Genomic DNA, 25,564 nt, shown 5'->3' with positions numbered 1-25,564 from the left:
TGGAGGAGATCATGGCCAGCACCCGAGCGAAAGCGGCGATCGCCGCCACGGCAGCAGCGGTGGTGGGCGGTGCGCTGCTGTTCGCGACCGCGCCCGCCACCTCCTTGGTGGATGCACCGATGTACCAGGTCCCCCAGGACGTGACCGACAGCATCGACACCAGCGTCACGCCGGAGGTGTCGGGTTTCTACGACATCGATGGGTGGCAGCCCGGACCGCCAGGACAACTCGTGCGCGCCGAGCCGATCGAGGGCGCACCCGCGGGCACGAAGCTGTACCGGATCATGTACCAGTCGACCGACCTTGAGGGCAACGCCATTCCCGTGACCGGCCTGTACGCGGCACCCGACGGACCGGCCCCCGCAGGCGGGTACCCCCTGATCGGCTTCGCGCACGGCACCACCGGTGTAGCGCAGGCGTGTGGGATGAGTCAGACCCCGCTGACCCCCAACACCCCCGGTTACAGCGCCTGGGTCCCGCACATCGAACCGCTGGTCCGGCAGGGCTGGGCCGTGGTGGCCAGTGACTACTCCGGCCTCGGCGCCCCCGGTCCGTCCTCGTACCTGGTCGGACCGCTGGAGGGCAGGGGCGTTCTGGACTCCATGCGCGCAGTCCTCCAGCCGTCACCACAGACCGGATCCGTACCCATCGACGCCGGCAAACTGGGTATCTACGGCAAGTCTCAGGGCGGGAGGCCGCGCTGGCGGCCATGGAACTGGCCCCGACCTACGCACCGGATCTCGATATCGCCGGTGGTGTCTCGCTGGCGCCGGGTTTCACCCCGGCACTGCAAGGTGTCCTCAACGCGGTCGCCGGCAACCCCACGAGCACCAGCCAGAACATGTTCGTGCTCCTGATCGCGAAGTCGTTCGCCGAGAACTACCCGCAGTACACGAGCATCGACGCCATCCTCAGCGAGGGGGGCAAGAAGCGACTGGCGCTGCTGGAGCGTTACTGCGGCACGGATCTCGCCGACCGGGTGGTGGACATCCCGTTGAGCCAGATGCTGAACTCCCCGGTCGACTCCGGCCTGGTCACCGCACTGGGCGAGGCGATGCCGGGGACGGTGCCGCTGGAGATGCCCGCCATGATCGTGCAGGGGCTGAAGGACAAGACGATCCTGCCGCAGTTCACCCACGCCCAGGTGATGTCGCGTTGCGCGCTCGGCGACACTGTCTGGTACGTGCGCTACCCCGATGACGACCACCCGTCCATCAACTTCCAGGCACGCGAGACCCAGCCCTCGGCCATCGACTGGATGGCCGACCGATGGGCTGGGGAACCGGCACCCGACAACTGCGCGAACCAGTTGCTGGGCACGGCGAACACCACGACGGGGGTGAACCCCTGATGAACCGGGAATTCCTCCCCGAAGCCGTCCTTGGGATCACCGTCGGCCTGCTGCTGGCTGTCGTCGCCGTGTACCGCACGACCCGGCCGCCGAGCAGTGGGGTGCTGCGCCGGGCGGGCATGATCGGACTGCTCGTCTACGCGCTCATCGCGGCGCAAGCGCTGGTCCGGCAGGGCATGACCTGGATCGGACTGCTGTTCCTGCTGGTGCTGTTGGGCGTCGCAGCGTTCGCCGCACTGGCGGGGAGGTCACGGTCGGTCGCCGGGCCGACCGCAGACTGGACCCGTCGCCTCATCGGCGTTGGGCTGACCGCTGCGATGCTCATCGCTGCCGGACAGACCCTGTCGATGGTAGGCATCGTCGACCCCCGGGTGGTCGTCGTCGTGATCGCCGGGCTCGCCGGGCTGCTGGTGGCCCAGGAGGCGCTGGTTGCCCGCGGACGGGTCGGCTCGCTGGCGATGTGGCTGATGATCGTGCCGGTGCTCATCTCGTTGGCACTCGGCGTGCTGCTTGGCGATCCCGGCCAGGCGGTGTCGCCCATCATCGAGGTCACCGGCGTGCAGTGGGCTTCGGCCCTGGGGCTGATCGTGGCTTTCCTTGTGCTCGGGTGGTCGGATCCGGGGATGGCCGCGGCCGGCGGGGACAGCACTGGGGTGCCCGCCCGCATGCTCGTGGGGGTGGGCCTGGTGGTGTTGCTGATCTGCACAGGCCTGCTCATGTTCTTCGGCGGCGCCGTCATGGCGCCGTCCATGCAGTTCTTCGTGGTCCCGGCGAACATCGACGCCCTGCCCGGGCTCGCGGGGACCCTCATCGCCGTGCTCACCGTGCTGTTCACCGCGCTGGTGGCCAGCACGCTGACCGGGATCCGGCGCCTGGACGGCGGAATCCGGTGGCTGGTCATCTGCGGCATCGCCGCGGTGGTCCTCGCGCTGATCGACCCGGGGCTGGACTGGGTCGTGATCGCCACCAGTCTGGTGGCGGCCGCGCTGCTCGGCAGCCGTGGGGAGCGTGGCACGCAGATCGGGCTGGCGGCCGCCATCATCGGCGTCGCGACGCTCACCTGGACCGGTCACATGACGTTCGGCTGGCAGTCGGCCCTGGCCGCCGGCGTGGTGGCGGCAGTGGCCGCGGTGGTGCCTGCCAGCATGCCGAGCGCTTCAGGCTGACCGCGCGACACGCGGGCATCATGTTCGCGGCGTTCCACATTCCTGGTGCCGGTTCTCCCATTCTCAGCAGCGAGAGAGGGAGGTGTGCGCCATGTCATTCGGACAAGCAGTCAGCACATGTTTCAAGAAGTACGCAACCTTCCGCGGCAGAGCGTCGCGGTCAGAGTTCTGGTACTGGGTCCTGTTCTACATCATCGTGAGCATCGTCCTGGGCATCATCGAAAATCTGTTCGGGTGGCAGGTCACCACTGCCACCAACACGGAAACCGGCAACACGATCAGTTACGCCTACAACGCGGGCTACCTGACGTCGATCTGGGCGCTGGTCGTCCTGCTCCCCACCCTCGCCGTCTCGGTGCGCCGCCTGCACGACGTCAACAAGTCCGGTTGGTGGTGGTGGCTCAACGTCATCTGCTGCATCGGACCGCTGATCCTGCTGTTCGCGTTCTACATCAAGCAGGGTGACCCCGGCGACAACAACTACGGCCCGCCGCCGAACACGGCCGGAGCCATCTGACCGACCTGTTCCTCGGACCCCGCGTCACCTGCTCGGCAGGGGCGCGGGGTTCGTCGTGCGCTCAGCCAGCCAACGGCAGCCGCACGCCGATCCGGGAGAAACGGACCGTGCCGCCCTTCGGGTGCACGTCGTAGGCGCTGCTCTGGGCCACGACCTGGACCTGCAACCGCCGACCCTTGCGCAGGTCGTATGAGATCGCCTCAAGCCGCAGGGTCGCCGTGTGCCGCTTGCCGTCCAGCGCCACAGGCAACGGCGTGATCTGGTTGCCCACCACCGTCCTCGTGCGCGGATCCACGATCTGTGCCAGGACACGCACCCTCTGGTTCGTCGACGTGCCGCGGTAGGCCAGGCGCAGTTTCGGGGAGCCGACGATGACCGCCCGCCGCTTCGCCTTCACGCTGACTGTGATCGCATTGCGCGCCGGCGCGGGAATGGTCGGCCGCAGGACCAGCGAGAACGTGGGCGAGATCGCCGAGGGCAACGTGCCGGTGTACGGCCCGGAGCCTCCCTTGTCCTTGAGGACGAGCCGCCCGCGCCCAACGGCCTTCAACGTCTGAGCGGGCAGCGGATAGGTGTCGGCACTGCGGAAGCGGCCGCGCTGGTCGATCCATGTGAAGCCGGGCCCGGTGTCCACCGTGGTGTCGCCCTTGAGGTACTTCTCCAGCCACCGCCAGGTTTGTTCCAGCGGCAGCGTGGAGTTGCCGCCCTTGGTCAAGCAGACTCCGTGCCCCCCGCAGAACCAGATCATCGTCAACGGCACACCGCTGGCGCGCAGCGCCTTGTAGTTCGCGATCGCCTCCGACGGTGGGAAGAGGTTGTCGATCGTGCCCTGCAGGATCAGCGTCGGCGCGGTGATGGCCGCCAGCACACGGTCCGGGCCCGCCGCCTCTGCGAAGTCCACCACGCGCGGGCTGAAAGTGGTGCCCTTCCGCGCCTGCCCGCGGCCGGCGAGGATGGACGGGCTGAACGTGTTGCCCGGCCGGGTCGCACCGACCATGAGCGCGTTCACCCACGCCGTCTTGATCGTGTCGGCCTTGTAGAGGCTGGTTTGCAGGGAGTTCCAAGCGATCACCGGAACGATCGCGTCGATGCGCTGATCGATGCCGGCCGTCGACAGTTGGATGCCGCCGCCGTAGGAGCCACCGGTCATACCCACACGCGGGTCGCCGGTCGCGTCCATCTGCGCCTCCGGCCGGTCGGCCACCCAGTCGATGAGCGCCATGACGTCGCGGCCCTCGTAGTCGGGGTTGTTCAATTGCGCCTGCCCACCGGACGGCGAGATGCCCCGCGGGTTCCAGGTCAGCACGTTGTAGCCGGCGCGGCGCAAGTCCCCTACTCCAGGCATGGCCGGGCTGCTCTGCGCGTCCGGGTTGCTCTGCGCCTGGCCGCCGAACCCGGGGCCCTGCAGCACGGTGGGAGCCGTCTGCCCCTCCGTCAGGCCGGCAGCCGGGAACCAGTAGAAGGTGATCGGTGTCCCGTCGAAGGACGTCACGGTGTTGACGTCCTGGGCATGGCCGGGCGCGGCACCCGTGGCACTCAAACAGACGACCGACGCCACGGCGATCGAGCGCCGCACCAGCACCCCGGGGGCGACCGACTTCATCTCAGGACCTTCCGTTGCCGGGCCACAGAGCATGGCCTCGTCCAGTATCGGTCACGCTGGAGACCACCCGCAGCCGGTTGGTAGGTTCTGGCCCAGCGCCTGCCCGGCCGGCGCGGTGAGGAGGTCTGTCGATGAGCCGCATAGTGGTACTCGGGGCCGCCGGCGGCATCGGGAGCGTGGCCGCCCGTGGGCTGGCGACCATGGCGGACATCGACGAGATCCGGCTCGCGGATGTGGACACCGAGCGGCTCGCGGATATGGCGGGGAGTCTCACGCACGACGCGGTCACGACGACCTCAGTGGACGCCACGTCAGCCCCATCATTGGCGCGCGCGCTGGACGGCGCGGACGTGGCGCTCAACTGCATCGGCCCGTTCTACCGTTTCGGGCCGCCCGTTCTGCAGGCCGCGATTTCGGCCGGCGTGGACTACGTCGACGTCTGCGACGACCTCGCGCCCACCCGGATCATGCTTGACATGGACCCGGCTGCCCGGGCGGCCGGGGTGACCGCTCTGATCGGGATGGGCAACTCCCCCGGGCTGGCCAACGTGTTCGCCCGGTTGTGCGCCGAGCAGTTTCTCGACGAGATCCGCAGCGTCGACATCATGCACGTCCACGGCGGCGAGCCGGAGGAAGGCGCCGCGGTCATCAAGCACCGCATCCATGCGATGACCGATCCGGTCCCGCTGTACATCGACGGCGGATTCGTCGAGGTCCACCAGTTGGAGCCGGACGGGCAGGTGCACGTACGGGAGTTCGACTTCCGCGATGTGGGACCCATGCCGGTCTTCCCGTACCCCCACCCGGAGACGATCACGCTGCCCCGGCACTTCCCGTCGCTGACCCGGGTGACGAACCTCGGGGCGATCCTCCCGCTCGCATACTTCCGGCGCACGCAGGACCTGGTGCGCACCGGCGCGTGCAGTCAGGAGCCGGTGCGGGTCGGCGAGCACGAGGTGGTCCCGCTGGACCTGGCCGTCGCTCTGCTCCAACTGCAGCGGCCCGGCTTCTTGCGCGACGCGGGGGTCGACGGGCCACGGGGGTGCCTGGCGGTGGAGGTCTCCGGACGGAAGGACGGCGCCGAGCATCGCTACGTCTTCCAGTTGTCGTCGACGGTCGCCGGGGCCGGGGAAGGCACCGGCATCCCGGCTGCCGTGGGAGCGGCTCTGATGCTGCGTGGTCAGGTGTCGGGCCCTGGGGTGGTGGCGCCGGAGGCAGCCGTGGACCCGCTGCCGTTCCTCCCCCTGGCGTTCCAGATGTGGGGCGATGTCAGTTCCGGGGCGGGCGCGGATCGCAGCGCCATGCACCTGGAACACATCGGACCGGACGGACAGCGCCAGGAGATTCCGCTGGCGTTCTGAGCGCGCTACTGCTGTGCGTCCAGCAGGCCACGGACGTAGGCAGCCTGCCCGATGTGCTGGGTCACGTCGTTCAGCACGCTCACGATCCGCACCGCCGCGGTCACTGGCGGATCCCATCGGCGGTCGACGATCCTGTCGAGTTCGGCGTCCACCAGGCCCGCGAGGATCTCCATGGTGCGAGTGTGAACCTCGGCGTAGTACCCGGCGAGCAACTCCTCGGTCGCCTCGAGCCGGTGCGCCTGGTCCGCGCTCTGGCCGTACCCGATGTCGCCGGCTGGGTAGGGCAGCGCGAACCGGTCGCACCACCCCTGCGACTGCCAGACCTGTTCGCTCTCAGCGACCCCAGCCATGTGGTCGTCCTCAACACGTGTCAGATGCCAGATCAGCCAGCCGATTGAGTTTGCGAACGGGCCGGGATACCACGCCAATTGCGCCGGGGTGAGGCCGGACAACACTCGCGGAACCTCCTCGGCCACGCGCTCGAAGCCATCGGTGAGCAGGACCACGCCGCGTGCCGCCATGAGCCGAGGCTAAGGCATCCGGAGTTCAGCCCAGGACCTTGAACACCTCGTACACCATGAACGCCGGCCAGAACAGCCCCTGGAAGAACGCCCAGACGAACTCCCAGAAGGCGTCCGCCTGTCCGAAGAAGTAGAACCAGGCCCCGAAGATCCCCAGTCCGTAGATCGCACCGCTGCCGGCCGCGCCGGCGTTCGAGTTACTGTTGCCCATCGCAACCACCCTCTCCGGGTCCAACGCTACTCGCCGATGCCACCGTCGCCGGGGGTGAAACGGGGAGACCAACATGCAGGCTGGAGCGACCCAAGGGTGCAATTCCGCTCCCCGATGTACGTATCGCTCCCCCTGGAGTTGGTGGGGAGCGGCGGGCCGGTCCAGCTCGAGGCGGGAGAGTTGCCTCAACCTGGGAGCGAAACGCACCGGTTGGATCACTCCCCGACGTACGTATCGCTCCCCCCCTGGAGTTGGTGGGGAGCGGCGGGCCGGCCAACGGCTGCGCCGGGTCACACGACGGTGTGAAACATCCCCCACCTGCACCCACCGGCCGCCCGAGTGTGGCAAGATGAACGAGAGGTTAACAAAACTTGACGTTGCGGCTAATGGAATCGAAGGTTCCGGCCGAAACACAGGAAGTACGGAAAGGAGGCGTCATGGACATCAGCCCCCAGATCATTGTCTTCGTCCTCTTCATGCTGGCCGTTGTGCAGGGCACCCGCATCGATGAGATGCGCCAGCGCAAGCGCGAACTGCTGCGTCACAGCCACGCACGGCCGCAAGCCACTCCCCGGTCCATGTGACCCTCTGCACTGCAGGAACCGACCCGGCCAGCGATCACTGATCACCGGGAAACGGATATCCCACGCAACCCGCCCCCGGCCACTGCATTAGTTGCGCCTTATTAGGCCAAACGGGTGATGGAACCTCTACGTTGGGTTCAACGGAGTGACTTCGCAGAGGGAGCGGGAATCATGGGCAAACCACGTTGGGTGGCGTCGCTTGCGGCGATGGCGGTCGCAGCAGGCCTTACCGTACTGGGGGCCACTGCGCCTGCCAGTGCGGCCGAACGCCCGGACAGTCTGGGCAAGGACTTCTGGGTGACGTTCACCCAGAACTACCAGACCCCGGAGTTGTCCCTCTTCATCAGTGCGCCAACAGCCACAAGCGGAAACGTGAGCGTCCCGGGGTTGGCCTTCTCCGAGGACTTCAATGTGACCCCCGGTGCGGTCACCACCGTGGTCATCCCCGTCGGCGCACAGTTGGGCAACGGAAGTTCGGGCGACCCGGAGAACCGGGCCATCCACGTCACAGCCGCCGACGAGGTGAGCGTGTACGGGCTGAATCGCGTGCCTGCCTCCACCGACGCTTTCATGGCCCTGCCGGTCGATGTGTTGACATCTGAGTACTTCGTGCTGGGCTGGCCGGCTCCGGGCGTCGCCCCGAGCCTGAACTCGCAGTTCGCCGTGGTCGCGACGCAGGACGGCACCGAGGTGACGTACACGCCGACCGCCGACACCACCTCGGGAGTGATCGCGGGTGTTCCGACCACCAAGACGCTGAACGTTGGCGAGGCATTGCCGGTGGAGTCCGCAACCGGTGACCTGAGCGGGACGTCGATCACGTCCACGAAACCGGTCGCGGTGTTCGGCGGCCACCGGTGCGCCAACGTCCCCAACAACGGCACCCTCGCCTGCGACTACCTGGTGGAGCAACTCCCGGGCACCGGCACGTGGGGCAAATCCTTCCTCACGGTTCCCCTGAAGACCCGGCTCAATGGGGACACCTTCCGGATGCTCGCCCAGCAGGACGGCACGACCGTGTCGGTCAACGGCGCAGTGGTGGCCAATCTGAACAAGGGACAGGTCCACCAGCAGATCATCGACGGGCAGTCCACGGTGACCGCGGACAAGCCGATCCTGCTGGCCCAGTACTCCAACGGCACCACCTATGACGGCGTCACCAGTGACCCGTTCATGATGCTGGTCTCGCCGACCGAGCAGTTCCTGTCCGACTACACGTTCACCACACCGGCCAGCGGTTTCGGTGAGAACTTCGTGAACGTGGTGGCCCCGACCGCTTCGGTCGGTGACGTGAAACTCGACGGGGCGGTGGTTCCGGGCGGGGCGTTCACCCCGATCGGGTCGACCGGGTTCTCCGGGGCGCAACTCGACCTGACCCTGGGCAGCCACGATCACGTCGAGCCAGCCCTTGGGCATCTACGTCTACGGGTTCGACCAGGCCGACTCGTACGGCTACCCGGGTGGGGCAGCGTACGCGGCCATCAACGACGTGGCAGGGCTGAGCCTCACCCCGGCCACGCAGGACAAGACGATCAACACCCAGGCCTGCGTGACCACCGGGGTGACCGACCAGAACGGCAAGGGCCTACCCGGCATCCAGGTCAACCTGAAGGCCACCGGGGTCAACCCGCTGGACACCACAGTGCGCACCGACGCGGCGGGTACCTACCAGTACTGCTACACCAGCGCCGCTACGGGCACCGACACGTTCACCGCGAGCTTCAACACGCTCAGCGCCAGCGCCACGGTGGCGTGGACCTCCGGCACCCCCACCCCGCCGGTGGTCAAGAAGAAGAAGCTGCCGATCAACGCCAAGGGCGTGGCCAAATCCCCGACCCAGTTGAAGAACGGCAAGGTCGTGCTGGTCAAGAGCCTGACCACCAACAAGAACGGCAAGACCACCGTTCGGGCGTTCTGCCGGCCGGCCAAGAGCAACGCGGCCGGTGAGGTGCGGTTCTGCGACGTGACCGTCAGCAAGAAGGGCAAGGTGACCGTCCGGTCCACCGGCTACGACACGCTGAAAGTCACCGTCAAGGTCCGCGCCACACCCAAGAAGGGCCAGAAGGACACCTGGAAGTCCAACACCTGGACCCGTACCTGGAAGGTCCGCACCTGACCTCCAGCACCACGCAGTTGGGGCGCCCTCCACACCCGGGGGGGCGCCCCAACTGCGTCACCGGCCGCGGTGACTCCATGCCTTCCACAACCCATCCACGGTCCAGAGCAGCGGCGCGCTCGCGATGATGAGCGGCAGTACCGCCAGCGGTGGCCAGGCCTGCCTCAGCACGGTGGCCGCGGGCGGGACGACCAGACAGGCCACCCCGAAGGCCAGCGCCCCAAGCACCGCCACCACCAGTAACCTGTTGCCGTGCCACCGCAGCCGCCAGGCTGACAACCGGGTGCTCCGGCAAGCGAATGCGTTGGCGCACTGCATGACCACCACCGTCAAGAAGGCCGCGCCCGAGGCGGCCAACAAAGCCCCACCGGTGGGCCAGGCCGCACCGGGTCGCCATCCCGCCGCGAACAAGGCAGCGACAAAGACGCCAAGCTCCGCAACGGCCTCGGTCGGACCCAGCACCCCGAAGGCCCGCACGGCCACGGTCCGGTCCAGCAACCCACCAGAGACCGGCGGCCTGCGCAGGACGCGCTTCGCCGGCTGCTCAGCCCGGAGGCCGATAGCCGGCAGGGTGTCCGTCCCCAGGTCCAGGGCCAGGATCTGCAGCACGCCCAGAGCGAGCGGGAAATGCGCGAGGCGGACAGCGCCCAAACGAGGAAGGGTGCGGTTCGGCCACGTTGTCGGTCAGGTGGTAGGTCAGGAAGCGCCGGGCGTTCAGGAAGGTGCCCCGCCCTGCCGGACGGCCGCCACGATCGTCGCGAAGTGGTCGTCGAGCAGGACGAGGTCGGCAGCCTCGCGAGCGACGTCCGTGCCGCCCTCCCCCATCGCCACGCCGATGTCGGCCTCCCGCAATGCCGGAGCGTCGTTGACACCGTCGCCGGTCATCGCCACGACATGACCCCGCGACTGCAGCGCACGGGCGATCCGCAACTTGTCCTCCGGTGAGACGCGAGCGAGCACGATGCCGTCGTGATCCACCAGCTCCCCGAGGGCGGCCTCGTCTGCGGGCAGGTCATCACCCTGCACGATCGGAGAATCGGCAGCGCCAGCCCGATCTCCCGAGCGATCGCCCGCGCCGTCTTGGGGTGGTCGCCGGTGATCATGGCCAGGTGGATGCCGGCCTGACGGCACAACTTCACCGCGTCTACGACCCCGTGCCGGGGAGGGTCCTCGAAGGCCAGCAGGCCCAGCAACTGCATCGCACCGGCAGCGTCGTCGCGCTGCCCGACGCCCAGCACCCGCAAGCCACGGACCGCGTAACCGTGCAGCGCGTCCCCGGCCCCTCCGGAACGACCGGGCAGGCGCCCATCACCGCCTCCGGGGCGCCCTTGCACACTGTGCGACCGGGCCTCCGGGAGGAACTCATGCGGCGCAGCGGATCGAAGGGCACGAACTCAACCTCGTCGCGGGTATCGGGTTCCGCCAGCCCCAGTCGGCGCAGCAGAGCGTCGATGGCCGCATCCATCGGGTCGCCGTGTGCCAGCCATTGGCCGTCGCGTTCCCGGATCCCCCCGCGCGAAGCCATGCGGGCCGCGGTGGCCACGTCCTGGACAGCGGCCAACCCCACGGCCGGACAGTCGACACGCGCCACGGGCTCGTACCCCTCACCGGCGACGACCGCCTCGCCGACCGGGGTCCACACCGCCACAACGTTCATCCGGTTCTCGGTGATGGTGCCGGTCTTGTCGCTGCAGATGACCGTGGTGGCGCCGAGGGTCTCGACGGACTCCAGTCGCCGCACGAGCGCGTTCTGGTCCGCCATCCGCTGGGCTCCGACCGCGAGCGAGAGGGTCACCGTCGGCAGCAGCCCTTCGGGGACCAGCGCCACCGTGACCCCGATGCCGAAGATGAACCCTTGCGCAGGCGGCACGCCGAGCAGCAGCATCACGACGAAGAAGACCACCCCGACGCTGGCGGCGACCACGGCGATGGTTCGCACCAGGCGCCTGATGTCCGCCTCGAGCGGGGTGTGCGGACGGGCCTGGGACAGGGTGAGGCGCGCGATCTGAGCGAACCGGGTGCTGTCGCCGGTCGCAGCGACCACCGCCCTGCCCACGCCCTGCACGACGAAGGTCCCGGCGTACAGGCCACCATCGGGTCCGATGGGCTCGGGGACGCTCTCCCCCGTGAGGGTGGAGGTGTCCACCAACAAGCCGGTGGACTGCAGGCAGGTCATGTCCGCAGGGACCCGGTCCCCCTCGCCCAGCACCACGACATCGCCGGGCACCACAGCCGTGGCCTCGACGATCACCTCCACCCCGTCGCGCAGAACCGTCACCTGGGCGGGCAGGAGTTCGCGCAGCCGGCCCGCCCCGCGTTCGGCCCGGTACTCCTGCACGAATGCGAACACACCGTTCACGATGACGACCAGCACGATGGCCAGGGCCAGTTGCGGCAGGCCCCCGACCACCGCCAGCCCGGCCGCGGCCCAGAGCATGATGGCGAAGAAGTGGACGAACTGGCCCAGGAACTGCCGCCACAGCGGCACCGGCTGGACGTGCGCCATGGCGTTGGGCCCGACCCGGGCCAGCGTCTCTGCGGCCTGCCCGGCGGTCAGGCCGAGGGTGACCGGCTCCATGTCCGCATCCACGCATCTCACCGCCCCCGGGGACGCCTGCGCCTGCACCCATTATCCGCCCGGTGGACTGGTCCGTGCCGGTCGGCGGGCCCGCCACACGAAAGGGCGGTTAGCGGCTGACCGTCATCTGCACGCGATACAGGCGGTCGCCGATCGGCGTGGTGAAGACCGCCTCGATCCGGGTGTAGCCCTGAGCGCGAGCCTGGTCGATGGCCGCCTGCCGGGCGTGGTCGACACTGTCGGCGGAGATCTCGATGGTGGTGATCATGGCTCCAGTCTGAGCGCTGGGGGCGACAAACAGGTACTCGTGGATCTTCCGTTGCCCGAAGAGGCCCCATCCGCGGATGTTAGGGAGTACCGTGACGGGCGGTCCCCGGGAGGCATCATGGCGCGACGGCACATCGCATCGATTTTCTCAGCACTGGCAATCTTGGGCGGCATAATCGTCACTGCCCCGGTCGTGGCCGACTCCGACGGTCCTCCCGTCGACAGCAGCCCGGAGGTCTCGGAGATCACCTCCCTCGGCACATCCGCCCCGCTGAGGGATTTGGCCCGTCAGAGCGGTCGTGCCACACAGCCCACAAACCCCCGCGCGGTGATCAACCGACCCATCCCGCAGGACCGGATCGACGCGGTCCTGAACGGCGGCACGTGGGTTCCCCCCGTCATACCCAGCGACACCGGCCCTGCTCCCGACACCGAGATGCCCGCCCTGGCAGGAAGTTTCGAGGGCCTCAGCAACATCGCGGGTACAACCCGCCAGACACGGTCGGCGACGTTCGGTCCCAACCACTACGTCCAGATGACCAATGTGCACATGCAGATCTGGGACAAGTCGGGCACGAGCCTGCTGGGACCGATCGCCAACAACACCATCTGGACAGGCGTCGGCGAATGCGGGACCACCAACGACGGGGACCCCCATTGTCCTGCACGACCAGTTCGCCGATCGGTGGCTCGTCTCCCAGTTCTCCGTCAACGGGGCCGCGTACCACGAGTGCATCGCCGTTTCCCAGACCGCTGACCCGACCGGCGCCTGGTACCGGTACGAATCACGTACCCCGACCTACCCGACTACCCGAAGTTCGGGGTTTGGCCCGACGGCTACTACGTCACGTACAACATGTTTGACGACATTCTGGGCTTCACCGGCGCCAAGACCTGTGCGCTGGATCGCTCCAACATGCTGGCTGGGCTCGCGGCCACCCAGGTCTGCTTTGACCGCGCAGAAGAGTGGTCCCAGCTCCCCTCCGACGCGGACGGGTCAACGCCTCCCCCGGCGGGGTCCCCCAACTACATCCTCAGCGAACACTGGACGGACAACGACAAGTTGACGATGTACAAGTTCCACGTCGACTGGGCGACGCCGGCCAACTCGACCTACACCGGACCGATCTCTGCCCGTAGCGCCCTACACAGGGGCCTGTTGGCTGGGCGTGGGCCGCGGCCGCTGCGTCCCGCAGCCAGGGACGAGTCAGCGGCTCGAATCGCTCGGCGGCCGCACCATGTTCCGGTTGGCGTACCGCAACTACGGCGATCATGAGTCGTTGGTGACCAACCACACGGTGGCCATGGACGGCAACGTCGGATTGACCAGCCAGACCGGAGTCGGCTGGTACGAGATCCGCCAGCCGAACGCCGCGACCCCGCAGGTCCATCAGGATGGCGTGACCGCCGATCCCAACGGCAGCACATTCCGGTGGATGGCCTCCATCGCGATGGACAAGCAGGGCAACACGGCTCTGGGTTACAGCACATCTGACGCCACCCCTGGACCGAACTCGTTCCCGTCCATCCGGTACATCGGGCGCAAGGTGTCAGACCGGAGGCTCCACCACCTACTCCGGTCGCTGGGGGGACTACTCGGCGATGAACGTCGACCCGGTCGACGACTGCACGTTCTGGTACACCAACGAGTACGTGCAGAGCAATAACTCCGGAAACGCATGGCGTACCAGGATCGCCAAGTTCAAGTTCCCCGGCTGCGACGGCGCCAAGCCATCCGCTCCGGCCTCGATCAGCGGAACCCCGGGCAACGGGGATGCGAACGTGAGTTTTGCCGCGGCGACCACAACCCCCGACCTACCGATCTGGAAGTACACGGTCACCGCCTCCCCAGGTGGAGCGACCTGCTCCACGACACCGGGGGTGGATCCTGACCCGCTGCAGTGCACGGTACCCGGGCTCACCAACGGCCAGCCCTATACCTTCACGGTCAAGGCGCGCAACGACGCCGGGGACAGTGCAGCCAGTTCGCCGTCGGCGGCAGTGACGCCAGCGGGCCCACCGGGTGCACCGCAATCCGCCTCCGCCGCGCCAGGCAACACCGACGCTTCGGTGACCTGGTCCCCACCGGCCAGCGACGGCGGCGCGGCCATCTCCGGTACACGGTGACCGCAGCGCCCGGTGGGTCGACCTGCACCACCGGGGGTACGGGCTGCACGGTGCCCGGGCTGACCAACGGTCAGGCCTACACCTTCACAGTGGTCGCCACGAACGCCGCTGGCGACGGTCCGCCGAGCGCGGCGACCGCCGCAGTCACCCCGCAGAGCGCCGCCCAGACGGCCACGGTGAAGACGGCCAAGAAGATCAAGCCCAAGGGCAAGACCGTCCTGCTCAAGAAGGCCGTCACGACCAACGCCAATCAGAAGGCGAAGGCCAAGGTGACGGTGAAGCCGAAGGGCAAGAAGTACGCCAAGGTCACGATCTCCAAGAAGGGGAAGGTCACGATCAAGACGACCGGCAAGAAGAAGCTGAAGGTGACCCTGAAACTCACCGCGCCGGCCACCGCCCAGTACAACGCGTACTCCTTCAGCAAGAAGTGGAAGGTGAAGAAGTAGCGGGCTACCCCCGAACGGGTACCTAACCACACACGCCGATTCTGCCGATGCGGTCTATGTGGGACACGTCTGCTCGCGCATGCCATGGATACGGCGATGACCGCCGTCGCCGAGCGGGCAGTCGCGTCGCCCGCATTCGACCGGCGGCCGCGAGTGGCCATGAAGTGGAAGTTGCTCGGTGCGTTCGCGGGGCGTTCAGCATCGTCTTCGGGTTCATCGCGGTGTGGGTCATCCACGACGCGGGGACCAAGGCCCGGGACCGGCTCGTGACCGAGCTGAACAACACGGCGGTGGGTGCGGCTCGCTCGCTGGACGCAGACCAGTTCGCTGATTTGCTGGCCACGGTCCCAGCCGTGCCCGACCCGTCGAATCCAGCCGGGCTCGGGTACCCCGACAGTCAGGCGTACGTCGATCTGGCACGACAACTGTTCTCGGTCAAGGACATCGTCCCGGAAGCCAACCCGTACACGTACTACCTGAACCCTGAGGATGGCGAGTTGTACTTCGCGGTCTCGTCGGGCTACTTCTACACCCCGCAGTTCGGGGTGATGTACAAGGAACCGGTGGCCAACGTCGCGGACCAGCAGACGTACCAGCGCATGGCCGAGGGCCTGACGAGCACGACCGATGAACCGCCGTACACCGACGAGTACGGCTCGTGGGTGTCCGTGTACAGCCCGATTCTCGACTCGGACGGCAAGGTCGTGGGGGCGATCGGGATCGACTACTCCCTGGCGTACGTCGCCACCGTTCAGAAGGACGTCCAGCGCAACATGTTCGTGGTGCTCGGCGGGAGCTACGTCGCACTGCTCCTGCTCGTCCTGATCCTGTCGAGCACCTTGGTGCGCCCACTGGCCAGACTGACCGCCGCCACGCGCCGGATCGCGGACGGCGAGTACGACCTCGACGTGCGGTCCCTGGTGAAGTCCCGCTTCCCCGACGAGATGTACGAACTCGGCCAGTCGTTCGCGGTGATGGCCGAGAAGGTGGCGGCTCGTGAACGGCACCTGACCAAAGAGGTGCAACGCCTGCGGGTGGAGATCGACCAGAGCAAACGGGACGAGGCGGTCCGCGAGATCACCAGCACGGACTTCTTCGAGGATCTCAGCGGCAAAGCCGACCAGCTGCGGGCGGCGTTGCGCAGGAAGGAGCACCTGTGAACCCCCTGCCGACGTTCTCCGTTCCCGGCGTCCCACTGGACTTCGTGGATGTGGGTGAAAGCAGCCTGACACCGCTGCAGACGCGCGCCGCCCTCGACGGTCTGGCGGCGGTCCACCTGCGCCACTTCGACGACTACCCGCACATGCTCGACGAGTTCGAGCAGTGGCGGGCACGCGGCTGGCCGGTCCCGGACGTGGTCCTTCACATCTGGCTGGCCGTGCGCGATGGCCGGCCCGTGGGCGAGTTCGTGGTGCACACGAACATCCGACGTGGCGTGTCGCTGTTCCACTTCTTCGCCGTGGACGAGCACGTTCGCACGACGTTCCCACGGGGATGGCTCGGGCGCGTCACCGAGGCCTTCCTGGCTCAGGGACAGCATGACTGCCGGCGGCGGGGGCGGCACCTGCTCGCGGGAATGTGCGAGGTGCCCGACGACCACATCCACAAGTGGACCCGCCTCGGGTACGAGCACCTGCCGTTGGAGTACGGGGAGCCGGCCGGAGGTCGTTACCACCGCACGCCGGTCGCCTTCATCCAGCAGGCGGCCATGGTGCGCACGATGCCGGTCGCGCGGAGCCTGCCTCCGGGACTGGTGGCAGGTCAGGCCCTGCGAGCCTTCCTGCTCGACTACTACGGTCTGCCCGAGGACCTGCCGCAGGTCCAGCGGATGCTGCATTCGGCCGAGTCCTGGCGCCTGGCCGGCTAGCGGGCACCATTGGTCGGCCCCGTCCACCCGTTCGTCTACACCGGGCCCCTTTCCCGCTATCCCGGTGGCGTCCCGTGGGCCAGACTGGCCCTGGAGTCGTCGACGCGGAGGAGCAAGAGATGGGCTACAGGCAGGAGTACGAGCGCAGTCTGGCCGAGCCGGACGCCTTCTGGCGCGAGGCAGCGGCCACGATCGAGTGGACAACTGAGCCCACCGTCATCTGCGACGACTCGGCCGCACCCCTGTACCGCTGGTACTCCGATGGCGTGCTCAACACCTGCTACAACGCGGTGGACCGGCACGTGGCCGCCGGCCGGGGTGATCAACCCGCACTGCACTACGTCAGTCCGGTCACCGCCAGCGCCAAGACGCTGACCTACGCGCAGTTGCTCGACGAGGTCAGCACATTCGCCGGCGTTCTCACCGACCTGGGAGTCGGCGCCGGGGACAGGGTCGTGCTGTCCATGCCGATGGTGCCGGAGGCAGTCATCGCCATGCTGGCGTGTGCGCGCATCGGGGCCGTGCACTCGGTGGTCTTCGGCGGGTTCGCCGCCCACGAGCTCGCCGCGCGCATCGACGACGCCGAACCCAAGGTCATCCTTTCGGCTTCCTGCGGCATCGAACCCAGCCGCGTCGTCGCATACAAGCCACTGCTGGACGACGCGCTCGCGCAGGCCTCCCACTCCCCGGAGGCGTGCGTGATTCTGCAGCGCCCGCAACTGGCCGCGGAGATGGGCGGGAGGGACTACGACTGGCACGAGCTGGTCGCTCAGGCCACCCCTGTCGCATGCACGGATGTGCGTGCCACTGATCCGCTGTACATCCTCTACACGTCGGGGACGACCGGCCGTCCGAAGGGCGTGGTCCGCGACAACGGCGGGCATGCGGTGGCCCTGGCTTGGTCGATGGCCAACATCTATGACATCGGTCCGGGCGACACCTGGTGGGCGGCCTCGGACGTCGGCTGGGTCGTCGGTCATTCGTACATCGTGTACGCGCCGCTGCTCGTCGGTGCGGCCACCGTCGTCTACGAGGGCAAGCCGGTGGGCACCCCTGACCCGGCGGCCTTCTGGAGAGTGATCGCCAAGTACGGCGTGAAGGCGCTGTTCACCGCGCCCACCGCGATCCGGGCGATCCGCAAGGAGGACCCCGAAGGCGCGCTGATCGCCGGCCACGACATTTCGAGTCTGCAGACACTCTTCCTGGCCGGGGAACGCCTGGACCCTGACACCTATCAGTGGTCCACTGCGACCCTGGGCATCCCGGTGGTGGACAACTGGTGGCAGACCGAAACCGGCTGGCCTATCGCCGCCAACCCCCGCGGGCTGGAGCAGCTGCCGCTCAAAGAGGGTTCGCCCTCGGTCGCCGTGCCCGGTTACGACGTGCGCATCCTCGACGGCCAGGGCCAAGAGGTGCCGGCGGGTACGGAGGGAAGCATCGTCATCAGGCTGCCCTTGCCCCCCGGAACGCTGCCGACCCTGTGGAACGCCGACCAGCGCTACATCGACGGTTACCTGGCCGCGTTCCCCGGTTTCTACACGACCGGCGACGGCGGTTACATCGACGAGGACGGCTACCTGTATGTGCTGGGTCGCACGGACGACGTCATCAACGTGGCCGGACACCGGCTGTCGACCGGCGTCATCGAGGCGGCGATCGCGACCCACCCGGACGTCGCCGAGTGCGCGGTCATCGGTGTGCACGACGCGATGAAGGGCCAGACCCCCCGCGCCTTCGTCGTGCTCAAGTCCGGGGCGGACATCGATCCGGGCGAACTGAGCAAGCAGATCGTGTCGACGGTACGCGAACTGGTCGGGCCGGTGGCCGCGATGAAGGAGGTCGTGGTCGTGCCCGGACTGCCGAAGACCCGCTCCGGCAAGATCCTGCGCCGCACGATGCGTGGGATCGCCGACGGCCGGGAGGAAGCGGTGCCGTCCACGATTGAAGATGGCCGGGTGCTACAGGACATCACCCCGTACTTGAAGGGCTGACGCGGCACTGGGTGAGTGGGCCGGCAGTTCGTTGACGCCCATGCAGTTGGTTGACGCCCATGCAGTTGGTTGACGCCCATACAGTTGGTTGACGTTCACCGCGCGACGAGCGTCAACCTACTGCACGACCCCCACCCAACGCGGGTTTCTGCGGGGTACGTGCAGTTGCTGCTCACGAGCCGTGGCGCGCCGATCCCCTGTTGGGGCAGCCCGACCACCCCAGGCTCGACAACGGCAGTGACGGCTGCGTATCTTGAGGCAGACCCCCATCCGAGGAGCCCTTCCCGTGAAAACGACCCGTACTCTGGCCGCTTCTGTGTCCGTCGCGGCTCTGCTCGGTGCCGGGGCGCTTGCTGCCGCCCCCGCGACGGCGAAGCCGGCGCCCGACGACGCACTGAACGTGATGACGCTGAACCTCTACCTCGGTGGGTCCCTCAGCGAGGCCATCAACTCCGCCGCCAACATCGTGGAGTTCCTGCCGGCCGCCGCGAAGGTCTACGACACGGCTGTCAAGACCGACTTCCCGCTGCGTGCCCAGTGGATCGCCAAGACCGTCAAGAAGCAGAACCCGGACGTCATCACCCTCAACGAGCTGACGGAGTGGGTGACCAGCAGTTCCAGTGGCGCGACGCTGCCCAGTTACGACTACCTGCCGATCCTGCAGGACGCCCTGGCCAACGAGGGCATGGACTTCCAGCTGGCGAGCCTCTCCCCCAATGCCGACATCGGCTACTCCGACACGGTCGGCATCCCCTACTACAACGCCAAGAAGCCCGGCTGCGACCAACTGTTCCCGATCGAGGCGGCCCTGCGCTGCCAGGTCCGGCTCAAGGACCGCGACGCGATCCTGTACAACACCGCCAGCACCGACCTGCAGTTCACCGGCACCAGCGACCACGGCAACTTCACGAAGCAGACCACCTTCGAGGTTGCCGGCTCGGAACTGTCCTTCAAGCGCGGCTGGGCGTCGGCCGCCTTCACGTACCGCGGCAAGGCGGTCACTGTGATGACCGCCCACCTTGAGGTCGAGTCGCAGGACGGCAAGGGCAAGAAGAACAAGTACGGCCCCAAGAACTGGCCGTCGAAGGTCCAGGTCGCGCAAGGCCGGCAGTTGCTGACGATCGCCAAGCAGAAGGCGAAGGAGACCGAGGGCCGGGTCGTTGTGGCCGGGGATTTCAACTCGGATGCCAACGGCTACTACAGCCCGACGTACCGGAACCTGACCAAGAGCTACTTCAAGGACTCCTGGAAGCAGGCGGGTGGGAAGTTCGGGAAGGCCGTCGGCGCGACCTGCTGCCAGACTGGCACGCTGAAGAGCAGCAAGCGTCTGGATTCTGGCGACCCGGTGATCCCCACCCGCATCGACCTCGTGCTCACCCGCAAAGCCAAGGCCGTGTGGACGCGCATCGAGGGCAGGAAACTGATGCAGAACAAGCAGCCCAAGTGGCAGTCCGACCACTACTTCTACGCCGCGGCAGTGCGGCTGAAGTAGCTCAGTCGATCACCACGATCGTGTCGCGGCCGGCCTCCTTGGCCGCGTACATGGCGCGGTCGACCCGGCCGATGGTGGCGTCGAGTTTGCCGTGATCGACGGCCACTACGCCGCCGCTGAACGTGACAGCAGCCCCGGGGGGCAGTTGTGCCCACGATCCGTGGCGTCCGCGCTCCCGCACCTCGTGCAGCCAGGTACCCAACCCTGCGGCCGTGCTGCGGGCCCGCAACACCAGGAACTCGTCACCGCCGATCCGGTACAGCAGGTCGTCCGGCCGCGCACAGTCCGCCAGCAGCCCTGCGAAATCGGCCAGCAGCCGGTCCCCCACCGCATGTGAGAAGTCATCGTTGACTCCTTTGAAGTGGTCAAGGTCGACCAGGGCGATGGCCGAGCCGGCCGGCACGGTGCGGTATCTGCTCTCCAGCGACCGTCGGTTGAGGAAGCCGGTCAGCGGGTCGGTGTTGGCCAGTTCCTCCAGGCGCAGCAGAGTGGCCTCGCGGGCGCTCAACTCCCGCGACAGCTTCCGCTCCTTGCGCACCGAGTCGGCCAGTTGGCGGGCCCCATAGGCCACGACGGCCACCGACACCGCGCAGGCGATGGCCGCGTTCAGCAGCCATGAGAATCGCGTCTGCATCACGGTGTCGGTGTCGTTGGTCCCGACGTACAAGGTGAGGAGCGCGCCGAGTACCCAGACGACGAGCCACCACCAGTGATGCGGTGGCATCACGTACAGCAGCATCATCGCCGCCATGGGCACGATGATCGGGTTCGTACTCAGGTCTCCGGTCAGCACCGGCTGTCCCACGGTCACCAACCACACGCCGACGGCGAAGGACACAACGGCCAGATCCAGCTGGCCACGCCGGGACAACCAGAGGATGCCCGGGAGCAGCAGTGCTGCCAGGAGCAGGACCGCCGCGCTCACCAGGCCATTGGGGAACGGCAGCACAACGATCGCTGTGATCACCGCCGAGGGCATGGCGACCAGCACGATGGCGTTGAGCGTGCGCGCCCGCCGGTCGTAGTCGGGGTCCCCCGAGTCGACCGCCAGCAGCGGGCCCACCCATCGGTTGATGGTCACACCCCGTTCATCGGCACGCGGGTGGCGCAGGACAAGGCAGGCGAACGGAACATGTCTTGCCGGTGAACGGCTAGGGTACGTCAGTGACCAACACGCAGGCGGGCACCAAGCCGGCACGGCCGAAGATGCTTTCGGTGCGCAACGTCGTGGCCGGTGTGTCCGTCGGTGCCTACCTCATCCCGCAGGCCATGGCGTACGGCTCCCTGGCGGGGGTCTCCCCGTCGGTGAGCCTGACTATCGCCGCGGTGCCCCTGATCGCATACATGCTGCTGGGCCGCAATCCGTACATGTCCCTGGGACCGGAGTCGGCGGTTGCGCTGATGGCCGCAGCCGCGGTCACCCCGGTGGCGGCCGCGTACGGACTGCCCTGGACGACCGCTCTTGCCGTGACCTCGGCGCTGGTCGGGATCATCCTGGGTATCGGCTGGCTGGTCAAAGCCTCCTTCCTGGCGGACCTGCTGTCCTACCCGATCCTGACCGGATACCTCACCGGCGTCGCCGTGCTCATGATCATGTCGCAGTTGCCGAAGATCGTGAACTACGACTTGAACAGCGACTCCATCTCGGGGCTGTGGAACTCGTCGTGGCAGACGCCCGACTGGCAGACGGTGGGTGTGGCGGCCGTCGTGGTGATACTGGCCTTCGCCATCAACAGGCTCTCCCCCCGCATCCCGGGACCGCTCATCGGGCTGATCGTCGCGACCATCATCGGCGCCTTCATGGACATCCCGAAGGTCGGCCCGGTCAGCCTGGAACTGCCCGTCCTCGACCTCTCCGGGATCTCCCTGGAGGTGGTCGCCGCGTTGCTGGTCCCGGCGCTGAGCATCGCGGTGGTGTCCTTCACCGACGTCATGATCACGTCCCGCGCCTTCGCCGGCAAGACCCGGCCGGACTCCGCCACGGAGATGCGGGCCCTGGCTGCGGCCCAACTCGCGACCGGCGCAGTCGGTGGCTACCCCATGTCCGCCTCATCGTCACGCACGGCACTGGCGTTCGCTTCCGGATCCACCACCCGGTTCTACTCGGTGATCGTCATCGCGGTCATCATCGCCGGGCCACTGCTCATCCCGGGCGTGATCGCAGAAGTGCCCGTCGCGGCACTGGCCGGCGTCATCGTCTACGCCGCCCTCACCCTGGTCCGCCCGGCGGAGTGGGCGGCACTGCTGCGCTTCCGGGCATCTGAGTTCGCCATCGCCGCCGCCTGCGCGGTGTCCGTCGTGCTGTTCGGCATCCTGCCTGGCGTCATCATCGCGATCGCCCTGTCCATCACGGAGTTCATGGCCCGCCTGGCGCGGCCGCACGACGGAGTGCTGGGGTTCGTCCCGAACTACCCCGGCATGCACGACGTGGACGATCACGACTCCACGATCACCGTTCCCGGTATGGTCGCGTTCCGCTACGACGCCCCCTTGTTCTTCATGAACGCGTACGACTTCTTCTACAAGGTGACCGGCGCCCTGGAGCCCGGCACGAAGGTCGTCATCCTCAACATGGAGGCCAACGTCGAGCTCGACACCACGGCCCTGAACGTACTGCAGGAACTGCACGACACCCTGACGACCGACGGGATCGAGTTGTGGCTCGCACGCGTCAAGAACGACGTTCTCATCCCCATGCGCGACCACGGGGTGGCGCAGATCGTGGGCGACGACAACATGTACCCCACGCTGGGGGCGGCGGTCCAGGCGTACCGGAAGCGCTTCCTGGCCGCCTGAGCCGCTGGCTCACAGTCCGCGGTCGGCGCGGGCCACCCGGGCCAGGAACAGTTGCGTGGCCTCGTGCTGCGGGGACAGGAACAGATCATCGGGGGAACCGGATTCGAGTACTTTTCCGCTGTCGAGGAAACAGACCCGGTCAGCGACCTCGCGTGCGAATCCCATCTCGTGGGTCGCCATCACGATGGTCATGCCTTCGGCCTTCAGTTCCCGGATCACGTCCAGCACCTCGGCGACGAGAAGGGGGTCGAGCGCGGACGTGACCTCGTCGAAGAGCATCACCTCGGGCTTCATCGCCAGCGCCCGGACGATCGCGACGCGCTGCTGCTGACCGCCGGAGAGCCGGTCGGGGAAGTCCTTGGCCTTCTCGGCGAGTCCGAACCGCTGGAGCAACTCCATGGCCGCGGCCTCCGCCGTCGCGGCAGACTGTCCCAGCACCTTGCGCGGAGCCAGCGTCACGTTCTGCAGCACGGACATGTGCGGGAACAGGTTGAACTGCTGGAAGACGAAGCCCACCCGCTGTCGCACCGCGTCCACGTCGACGCCCGGGCCGGTGACGTCGAGGTCACCCACGTGGATCTGCCCGGCATCGACGGTCTCCAGGCCGTTGATGCAGCGCAACAGGGTCGACTTGCCCGAACCCGACGCGCCGATGAGGACCACAACATCATGCAGGTCCACCGCAAGGTCGATCCCCTTGAGCACGGCGAGCTCGCCGAAGGCCTTGTGCACACCGGCGACGTCGACGAAACTCACACCGCACCCGCCATCCGCCGACGGGTGTCCTTGCGCTGCAGCCAGTCCGTGAACCGGGTCAGCGGCAGCGTGATGGCGACGAAGAACAGTGCCGCCACCACGTATGCGGTGTAGTTGAAATTCGAGGAGGCACTGATCTGCGCCGCGCGGAGGACCTCGATGGGTCCGAGCAGGGAGACCAGTGCCGTCTCCTTCTGCAGTGCGATGAAGTCGTTGAGCAACGGCGGGGTGACCCGGCGGACGGCCTGCGGCAGTACGACGTACCGCGTGGTCTGCATCGATGACAGGCCCAGCGATCGCGCCGCAGCGCGCTGCGACGGGTGGATGGACTCGATACCCGCCCGGTACACCTCGGCCACGTAGGCGGTGTAACTGAGGATCAGCGCCACCGTGCCCCACACGACAGGAGAATTGGTGACCCCCTTGAGCTGCAATGCCGGCACCCCGAAACCCAGCAGCAGGATCACCAGGATCGTGGGCACACCCCGGAAGAAGTCCACATACATCGTGCAGAGGATGCGCACCGGGAGCGCGACCGGCGCCCGCAACCCCCGACCCAGAGCGATCAGCAGCGAGAGGATCAGGATGAAGAACTCCGCCACCAGGAAGATCTTGATGTTGAGCGCGAAGGCCTTCACCAGCGACGGCCACGCGGCGAGGGCCTCGTCGAGGTTGAAGAAGGTCTCCTGGACCTTCGGCCAGCCGGGCGAGGACGTGACCAGGTAGGCCAGGACGGCGAATGCGACGACAGTGGACAGGCTGGCCACGATCCCGTCGCGACGCGCCCTCCTGCGGGACAGTTGCCGCCGATGCGGGTCGACGTAGGGGATACCCGGCGCCTCCAGCGGCGCCTCAGCCGGCGTGGTCATGCATCACTCGGTGAAGTACGGGGCGTCCTCACCCACCAGCCAGGTGTCCTGGATCTCCTGCAACTGCCCGGAGTCCTTCAGCGAGGTGAGAGCCTGGTTCACGCACTGCACCAAGGGGCTGCCCTTGGCCATCAGCAGGCCGAACTCCTCACCCCCCTCCTGAGCGGCGAACTGACCGACGATCTTGGCGTTGTCGAACTCCGCCGCCGTCACGTAGTAGGCGGTGGGCAGGTCAACCACGATCGCGTCGATCTGCCCGTTCTCCAGGGCGCTCTTGGCGTCGTTGGTGTCGTTGTAGACCATCGGCTCCTGGGTGGGCTGGATCTGCTCGGTGATGAAGTCCAGGCTGGTGGTCCCCACCTGCGCGCCGAGTCTGGCGCTCTGCAGTTCGGCCAGAGTGGTCGCATTGGCGATGGGTGAGTCCTCGAGGGCCACCACGGCCTGGTTGACGGTGTAGTAGCCCTCGGAGAAGTCCACGGCCTTCTGCCGCTTGGGGGTGATCGAGATCTGGTTGATGTCGAAGTCGAAGTCCTTGGCCCCCGGGGCATACGACTTGTTGAAGGGCTCGGTGATCCAGGTCACCTGGTCCTGGCTGAAACCGAGCTGCTCGGCCACGGCGTAGGCGACCGCCGACTCGAATCCTTCGCCGTTGCTCGGGTCGTTGTCCTCGAAGTACGGGGGGTAAGCCGGGGAATCGGTCGCCACCGTCAGGGTGCCCGGCGTCAGTGTCTGCAGCGTCTCCGGCGAGCAGTCGGCGCTCGTGCTCGGACTCGGCGACGAACTGCCAGCGGTCGTGTCGGCCTCACTGGCGCATCCGGCGAGGGCCAGTGCGGCGACGGCGGGCAGGGCGGCGGACAGCAGCAAGGATCGGCGCATTGGTTTTCCCATCGAGTCGCGGTGCCCCCTATCGTGCCGCATCCCGCGCCCACACAGGGGCACCACCCC

21 protein-coding genes and 3 pseudogenes are annotated in these 25,564 nt (G+C 67.6%); 15 read left to right on the top strand and 9 right to left on the bottom strand.

The genetic code is table 11. The features are described from left to right. The first annotated feature begins 11 nt into the window (after positions 1–11). The 4 genes from IPG68_05850 to IPG68_05835 all read left to right on the top strand — a co-directional run bounded on the left by IPG68_05850 (position 12) and on the right by IPG68_05835 (position 3,034). Positions 12–857: a hypothetical protein gene (locus IPG68_05850; GenBank protein MBK6762817.1), complete on the top strand. Its 846-nt coding sequence runs from the start codon at positions 12–14 to the stop codon at positions 855–857. Next, on the top strand, positions 842–1,351 hold the full coding sequence (locus tag IPG68_05845; protein MBK6762816.1) for a hypothetical protein: 510 nt from the start codon (positions 842–844) through the stop codon (positions 1,349–1,351). Before IPG68_05850 ends, IPG68_05845 begins: the two co-directional genes overlap by 16 nt. Beyond that, positions 1,351–2,517: a hypothetical protein gene (locus IPG68_05840; GenBank protein MBK6762815.1), complete on the top strand. Its 1,167-nt coding sequence runs from the start codon at positions 1,351–1,353 to the stop codon at positions 2,515–2,517. The genes IPG68_05845 and IPG68_05840 overlap by 1 nt, the downstream gene beginning before the upstream one ends. Positions 2,518–2,608: 91 nt before the next feature. Beyond that, complete coding sequence (locus IPG68_05835) at positions 2,609–3,034, top strand: DUF805 domain-containing protein (protein ID MBK6762814.1); 426 nt, start codon at positions 2,609–2,611, stop codon at positions 3,032–3,034. 61 nt (positions 3,035–3,095) lie between these two features. On the opposite strand, the gene IPG68_05830 is transcribed toward IPG68_05835, so the two are convergent. Further along, positions 3,096–4,637, bottom strand: coding sequence for a peptidase S15 (locus tag IPG68_05830; protein MBK6762813.1), 1,542 nt, complete (start codon positions 4,635–4,637; stop codon positions 3,096–3,098). Between the two features lie 131 nt (positions 4,638–4,768). On the opposite strand from IPG68_05830, the gene IPG68_05825 reads away from it, so the two are divergent. Beyond that, entirely contained in the window at positions 4,769–5,998 is a 1,230-nt protein-coding gene (locus IPG68_05825) for a saccharopine dehydrogenase NADP-binding domain-containing protein (GenBank protein MBK6762812.1), read from the top strand. A 5-nt stretch (positions 5,999–6,003) separates the two neighbouring features. Here IPG68_05825 and IPG68_05820 read toward each other — a convergent pair whose 3' ends face one another. Together IPG68_05820 and IPG68_05815 are read right to left on the bottom strand one after the other, a co-directional pair. Beyond that, positions 6,004–6,519, bottom strand: a complete 516-nt coding sequence (locus tag IPG68_05820; protein ID MBK6762811.1) for a DUF664 domain-containing protein — start codon at positions 6,517–6,519, stop codon at positions 6,004–6,006. Between the two features lie 25 nt (positions 6,520–6,544). After that, positions 6,545–6,730: a hypothetical protein gene (locus IPG68_05815; protein MBK6762810.1), complete on the bottom strand. Its 186-nt coding sequence runs from the start codon at positions 6,728–6,730 to the stop codon at positions 6,545–6,547. A gap of 437 nt (positions 6,731–7,167) precedes the next feature. On the opposite strand from IPG68_05815, the gene IPG68_05810 reads away from it, so the two are divergent. From IPG68_05810 to IPG68_05800, 3 genes and pseudogenes are all read left to right on the top strand, one after another. After that, positions 7,168–7,314, top strand: a complete 147-nt coding sequence (locus IPG68_05810) for a hypothetical protein (GenBank protein MBK6762809.1) — start codon at positions 7,168–7,170, stop codon at positions 7,312–7,314. A 117-nt stretch (positions 7,315–7,431) separates the two neighbouring features. After that, positions 7,432–8,706 (top strand): annotated as a pseudogene (locus tag IPG68_05805) (IgGFc-binding protein). Positions 8,707–8,722: 16 nt separating this feature from the next. Beyond that, complete coding sequence (locus IPG68_05800) at positions 8,723–9,430, top strand: Ig-like domain-containing protein (protein MBK6762808.1); 708 nt, start codon at positions 8,723–8,725, stop codon at positions 9,428–9,430. Positions 9,431–9,487: 57 nt separating this feature from the next. Here the strand turns inward: IPG68_05800 and IPG68_05795 are convergent. Both IPG68_05795 and IPG68_05790 read right to left on the bottom strand, forming a co-directional pair. After that, a pseudogene (locus tag IPG68_05795) lies at positions 9,488–12,008 on the bottom strand (cation-transporting P-type ATPase). A 109-nt stretch (positions 12,009–12,117) separates the two neighbouring features. After that, positions 12,118–12,276: a hypothetical protein gene (locus IPG68_05790; protein MBK6762807.1), complete on the bottom strand. Its 159-nt coding sequence runs from the start codon at positions 12,274–12,276 to the stop codon at positions 12,118–12,120. Positions 12,277–13,522: 1,246 nt separating this feature from the next. On the opposite strand from IPG68_05790, the gene IPG68_05785 reads away from it, so the two are divergent. The 6 genes and pseudogenes from IPG68_05785 (at position 13,523) to IPG68_05760 (ending at position 20,198) form a co-directional block, all read left to right on the top strand. Continuing rightward, positions 13,523–13,942, top strand: a complete 420-nt coding sequence (locus tag IPG68_05785; protein MBK6762806.1) for a hypothetical protein — start codon at positions 13,523–13,525, stop codon at positions 13,940–13,942. Next, positions 13,878–14,848, top strand: a pseudogene (locus IPG68_05780) (fibronectin type III domain-containing protein). Before IPG68_05785 ends, IPG68_05780 begins: the two are co-directional and overlap by 65 nt. A gap of 164 nt (positions 14,849–15,012) precedes the next feature. Further along, a complete protein-coding gene (locus tag IPG68_05775; protein MBK6762805.1) occupies positions 15,013–16,008 on the top strand; it encodes a HAMP domain-containing protein in 996 nt (331 codons plus the stop codon). Continuing rightward, complete coding sequence (locus IPG68_05770) at positions 16,005–16,715, top strand: hypothetical protein (GenBank protein MBK6762804.1); 711 nt, start codon at positions 16,005–16,007, stop codon at positions 16,713–16,715. The genes IPG68_05775 and IPG68_05770 overlap by 4 nt, the downstream gene beginning before the upstream one ends. A 119-nt stretch (positions 16,716–16,834) precedes the next feature. Continuing rightward, a complete protein-coding gene (locus IPG68_05765; GenBank protein MBK6762803.1) occupies positions 16,835–18,706 on the top strand; it encodes a propionyl-CoA synthetase in 1,872 nt (623 codons plus the stop codon). A 316-nt stretch (positions 18,707–19,022) separates the two neighbouring features. Further along, complete coding sequence (locus tag IPG68_05760; protein MBK6762802.1) at positions 19,023–20,198, top strand: endonuclease/exonuclease/phosphatase family protein; 1,176 nt, start codon at positions 19,023–19,025, stop codon at positions 20,196–20,198. A 1-nt stretch (position 20,199) separates the two neighbouring features. Here the strand turns inward: IPG68_05760 and IPG68_05755 are convergent, their stop codons facing one another. Then, complete coding sequence (locus IPG68_05755) at positions 20,200–21,279, bottom strand: GGDEF domain-containing protein (protein ID MBK6762801.1); 1,080 nt, start codon at positions 21,277–21,279, stop codon at positions 20,200–20,202. Between the two features lie 83 nt (positions 21,280–21,362). On the opposite strand from IPG68_05755, the gene IPG68_05750 reads away from it, so the two are divergent. Beyond that, positions 21,363–22,994: a SulP family inorganic anion transporter gene (locus tag IPG68_05750; GenBank protein ID MBK6762800.1), complete on the top strand. Its 1,632-nt coding sequence runs from the start codon at positions 21,363–21,365 to the stop codon at positions 22,992–22,994. Between the two features lie 9 nt (positions 22,995–23,003). On the opposite strand, the gene IPG68_05745 is transcribed toward IPG68_05750, so the two are convergent. The 3 genes from IPG68_05745 to IPG68_05735 are packed head-to-tail and all read right to left on the bottom strand — an operon-like array spanning position 23,004 to position 25,507. Next, the gene (locus IPG68_05745) at positions 23,004–23,750 is read right to left on the bottom strand and encodes an amino acid ABC transporter ATP-binding protein (protein ID MBK6762799.1); all 747 of its coding nucleotides are present in this window, start codon (positions 23,748–23,750) and stop codon (positions 23,004–23,006) included. Further along, the gene (locus IPG68_05740) at positions 23,747–24,619 is read right to left on the bottom strand and encodes an amino acid ABC transporter permease (protein MBK6762798.1); all 873 of its coding nucleotides are present in this window, start codon (positions 24,617–24,619) and stop codon (positions 23,747–23,749) included. Before IPG68_05740 ends, IPG68_05745 begins: the two co-directional genes overlap by 4 nt. A gap of 3 nt (positions 24,620–24,622) precedes the next feature. After that, on the bottom strand, positions 24,623–25,507 hold the full coding sequence (locus IPG68_05735; GenBank protein ID MBK6762797.1) for an amino acid ABC transporter substrate-binding protein: 885 nt from the start codon (positions 25,505–25,507) through the stop codon (positions 24,623–24,625). Positions 25,508–25,564 lie beyond the last annotated feature (57 nt).

Source organism: Micrococcales bacterium (assembly GCA_016703125.1).
Lineage (GTDB): Bacteria > Actinomycetota > Actinomycetes > S36-B12 > UBA10799 > JADKAV01.
Note: the sequence above shows the minus strand (reverse complement) of the source record. Positions and strands in the feature narration are given on the sequence as shown.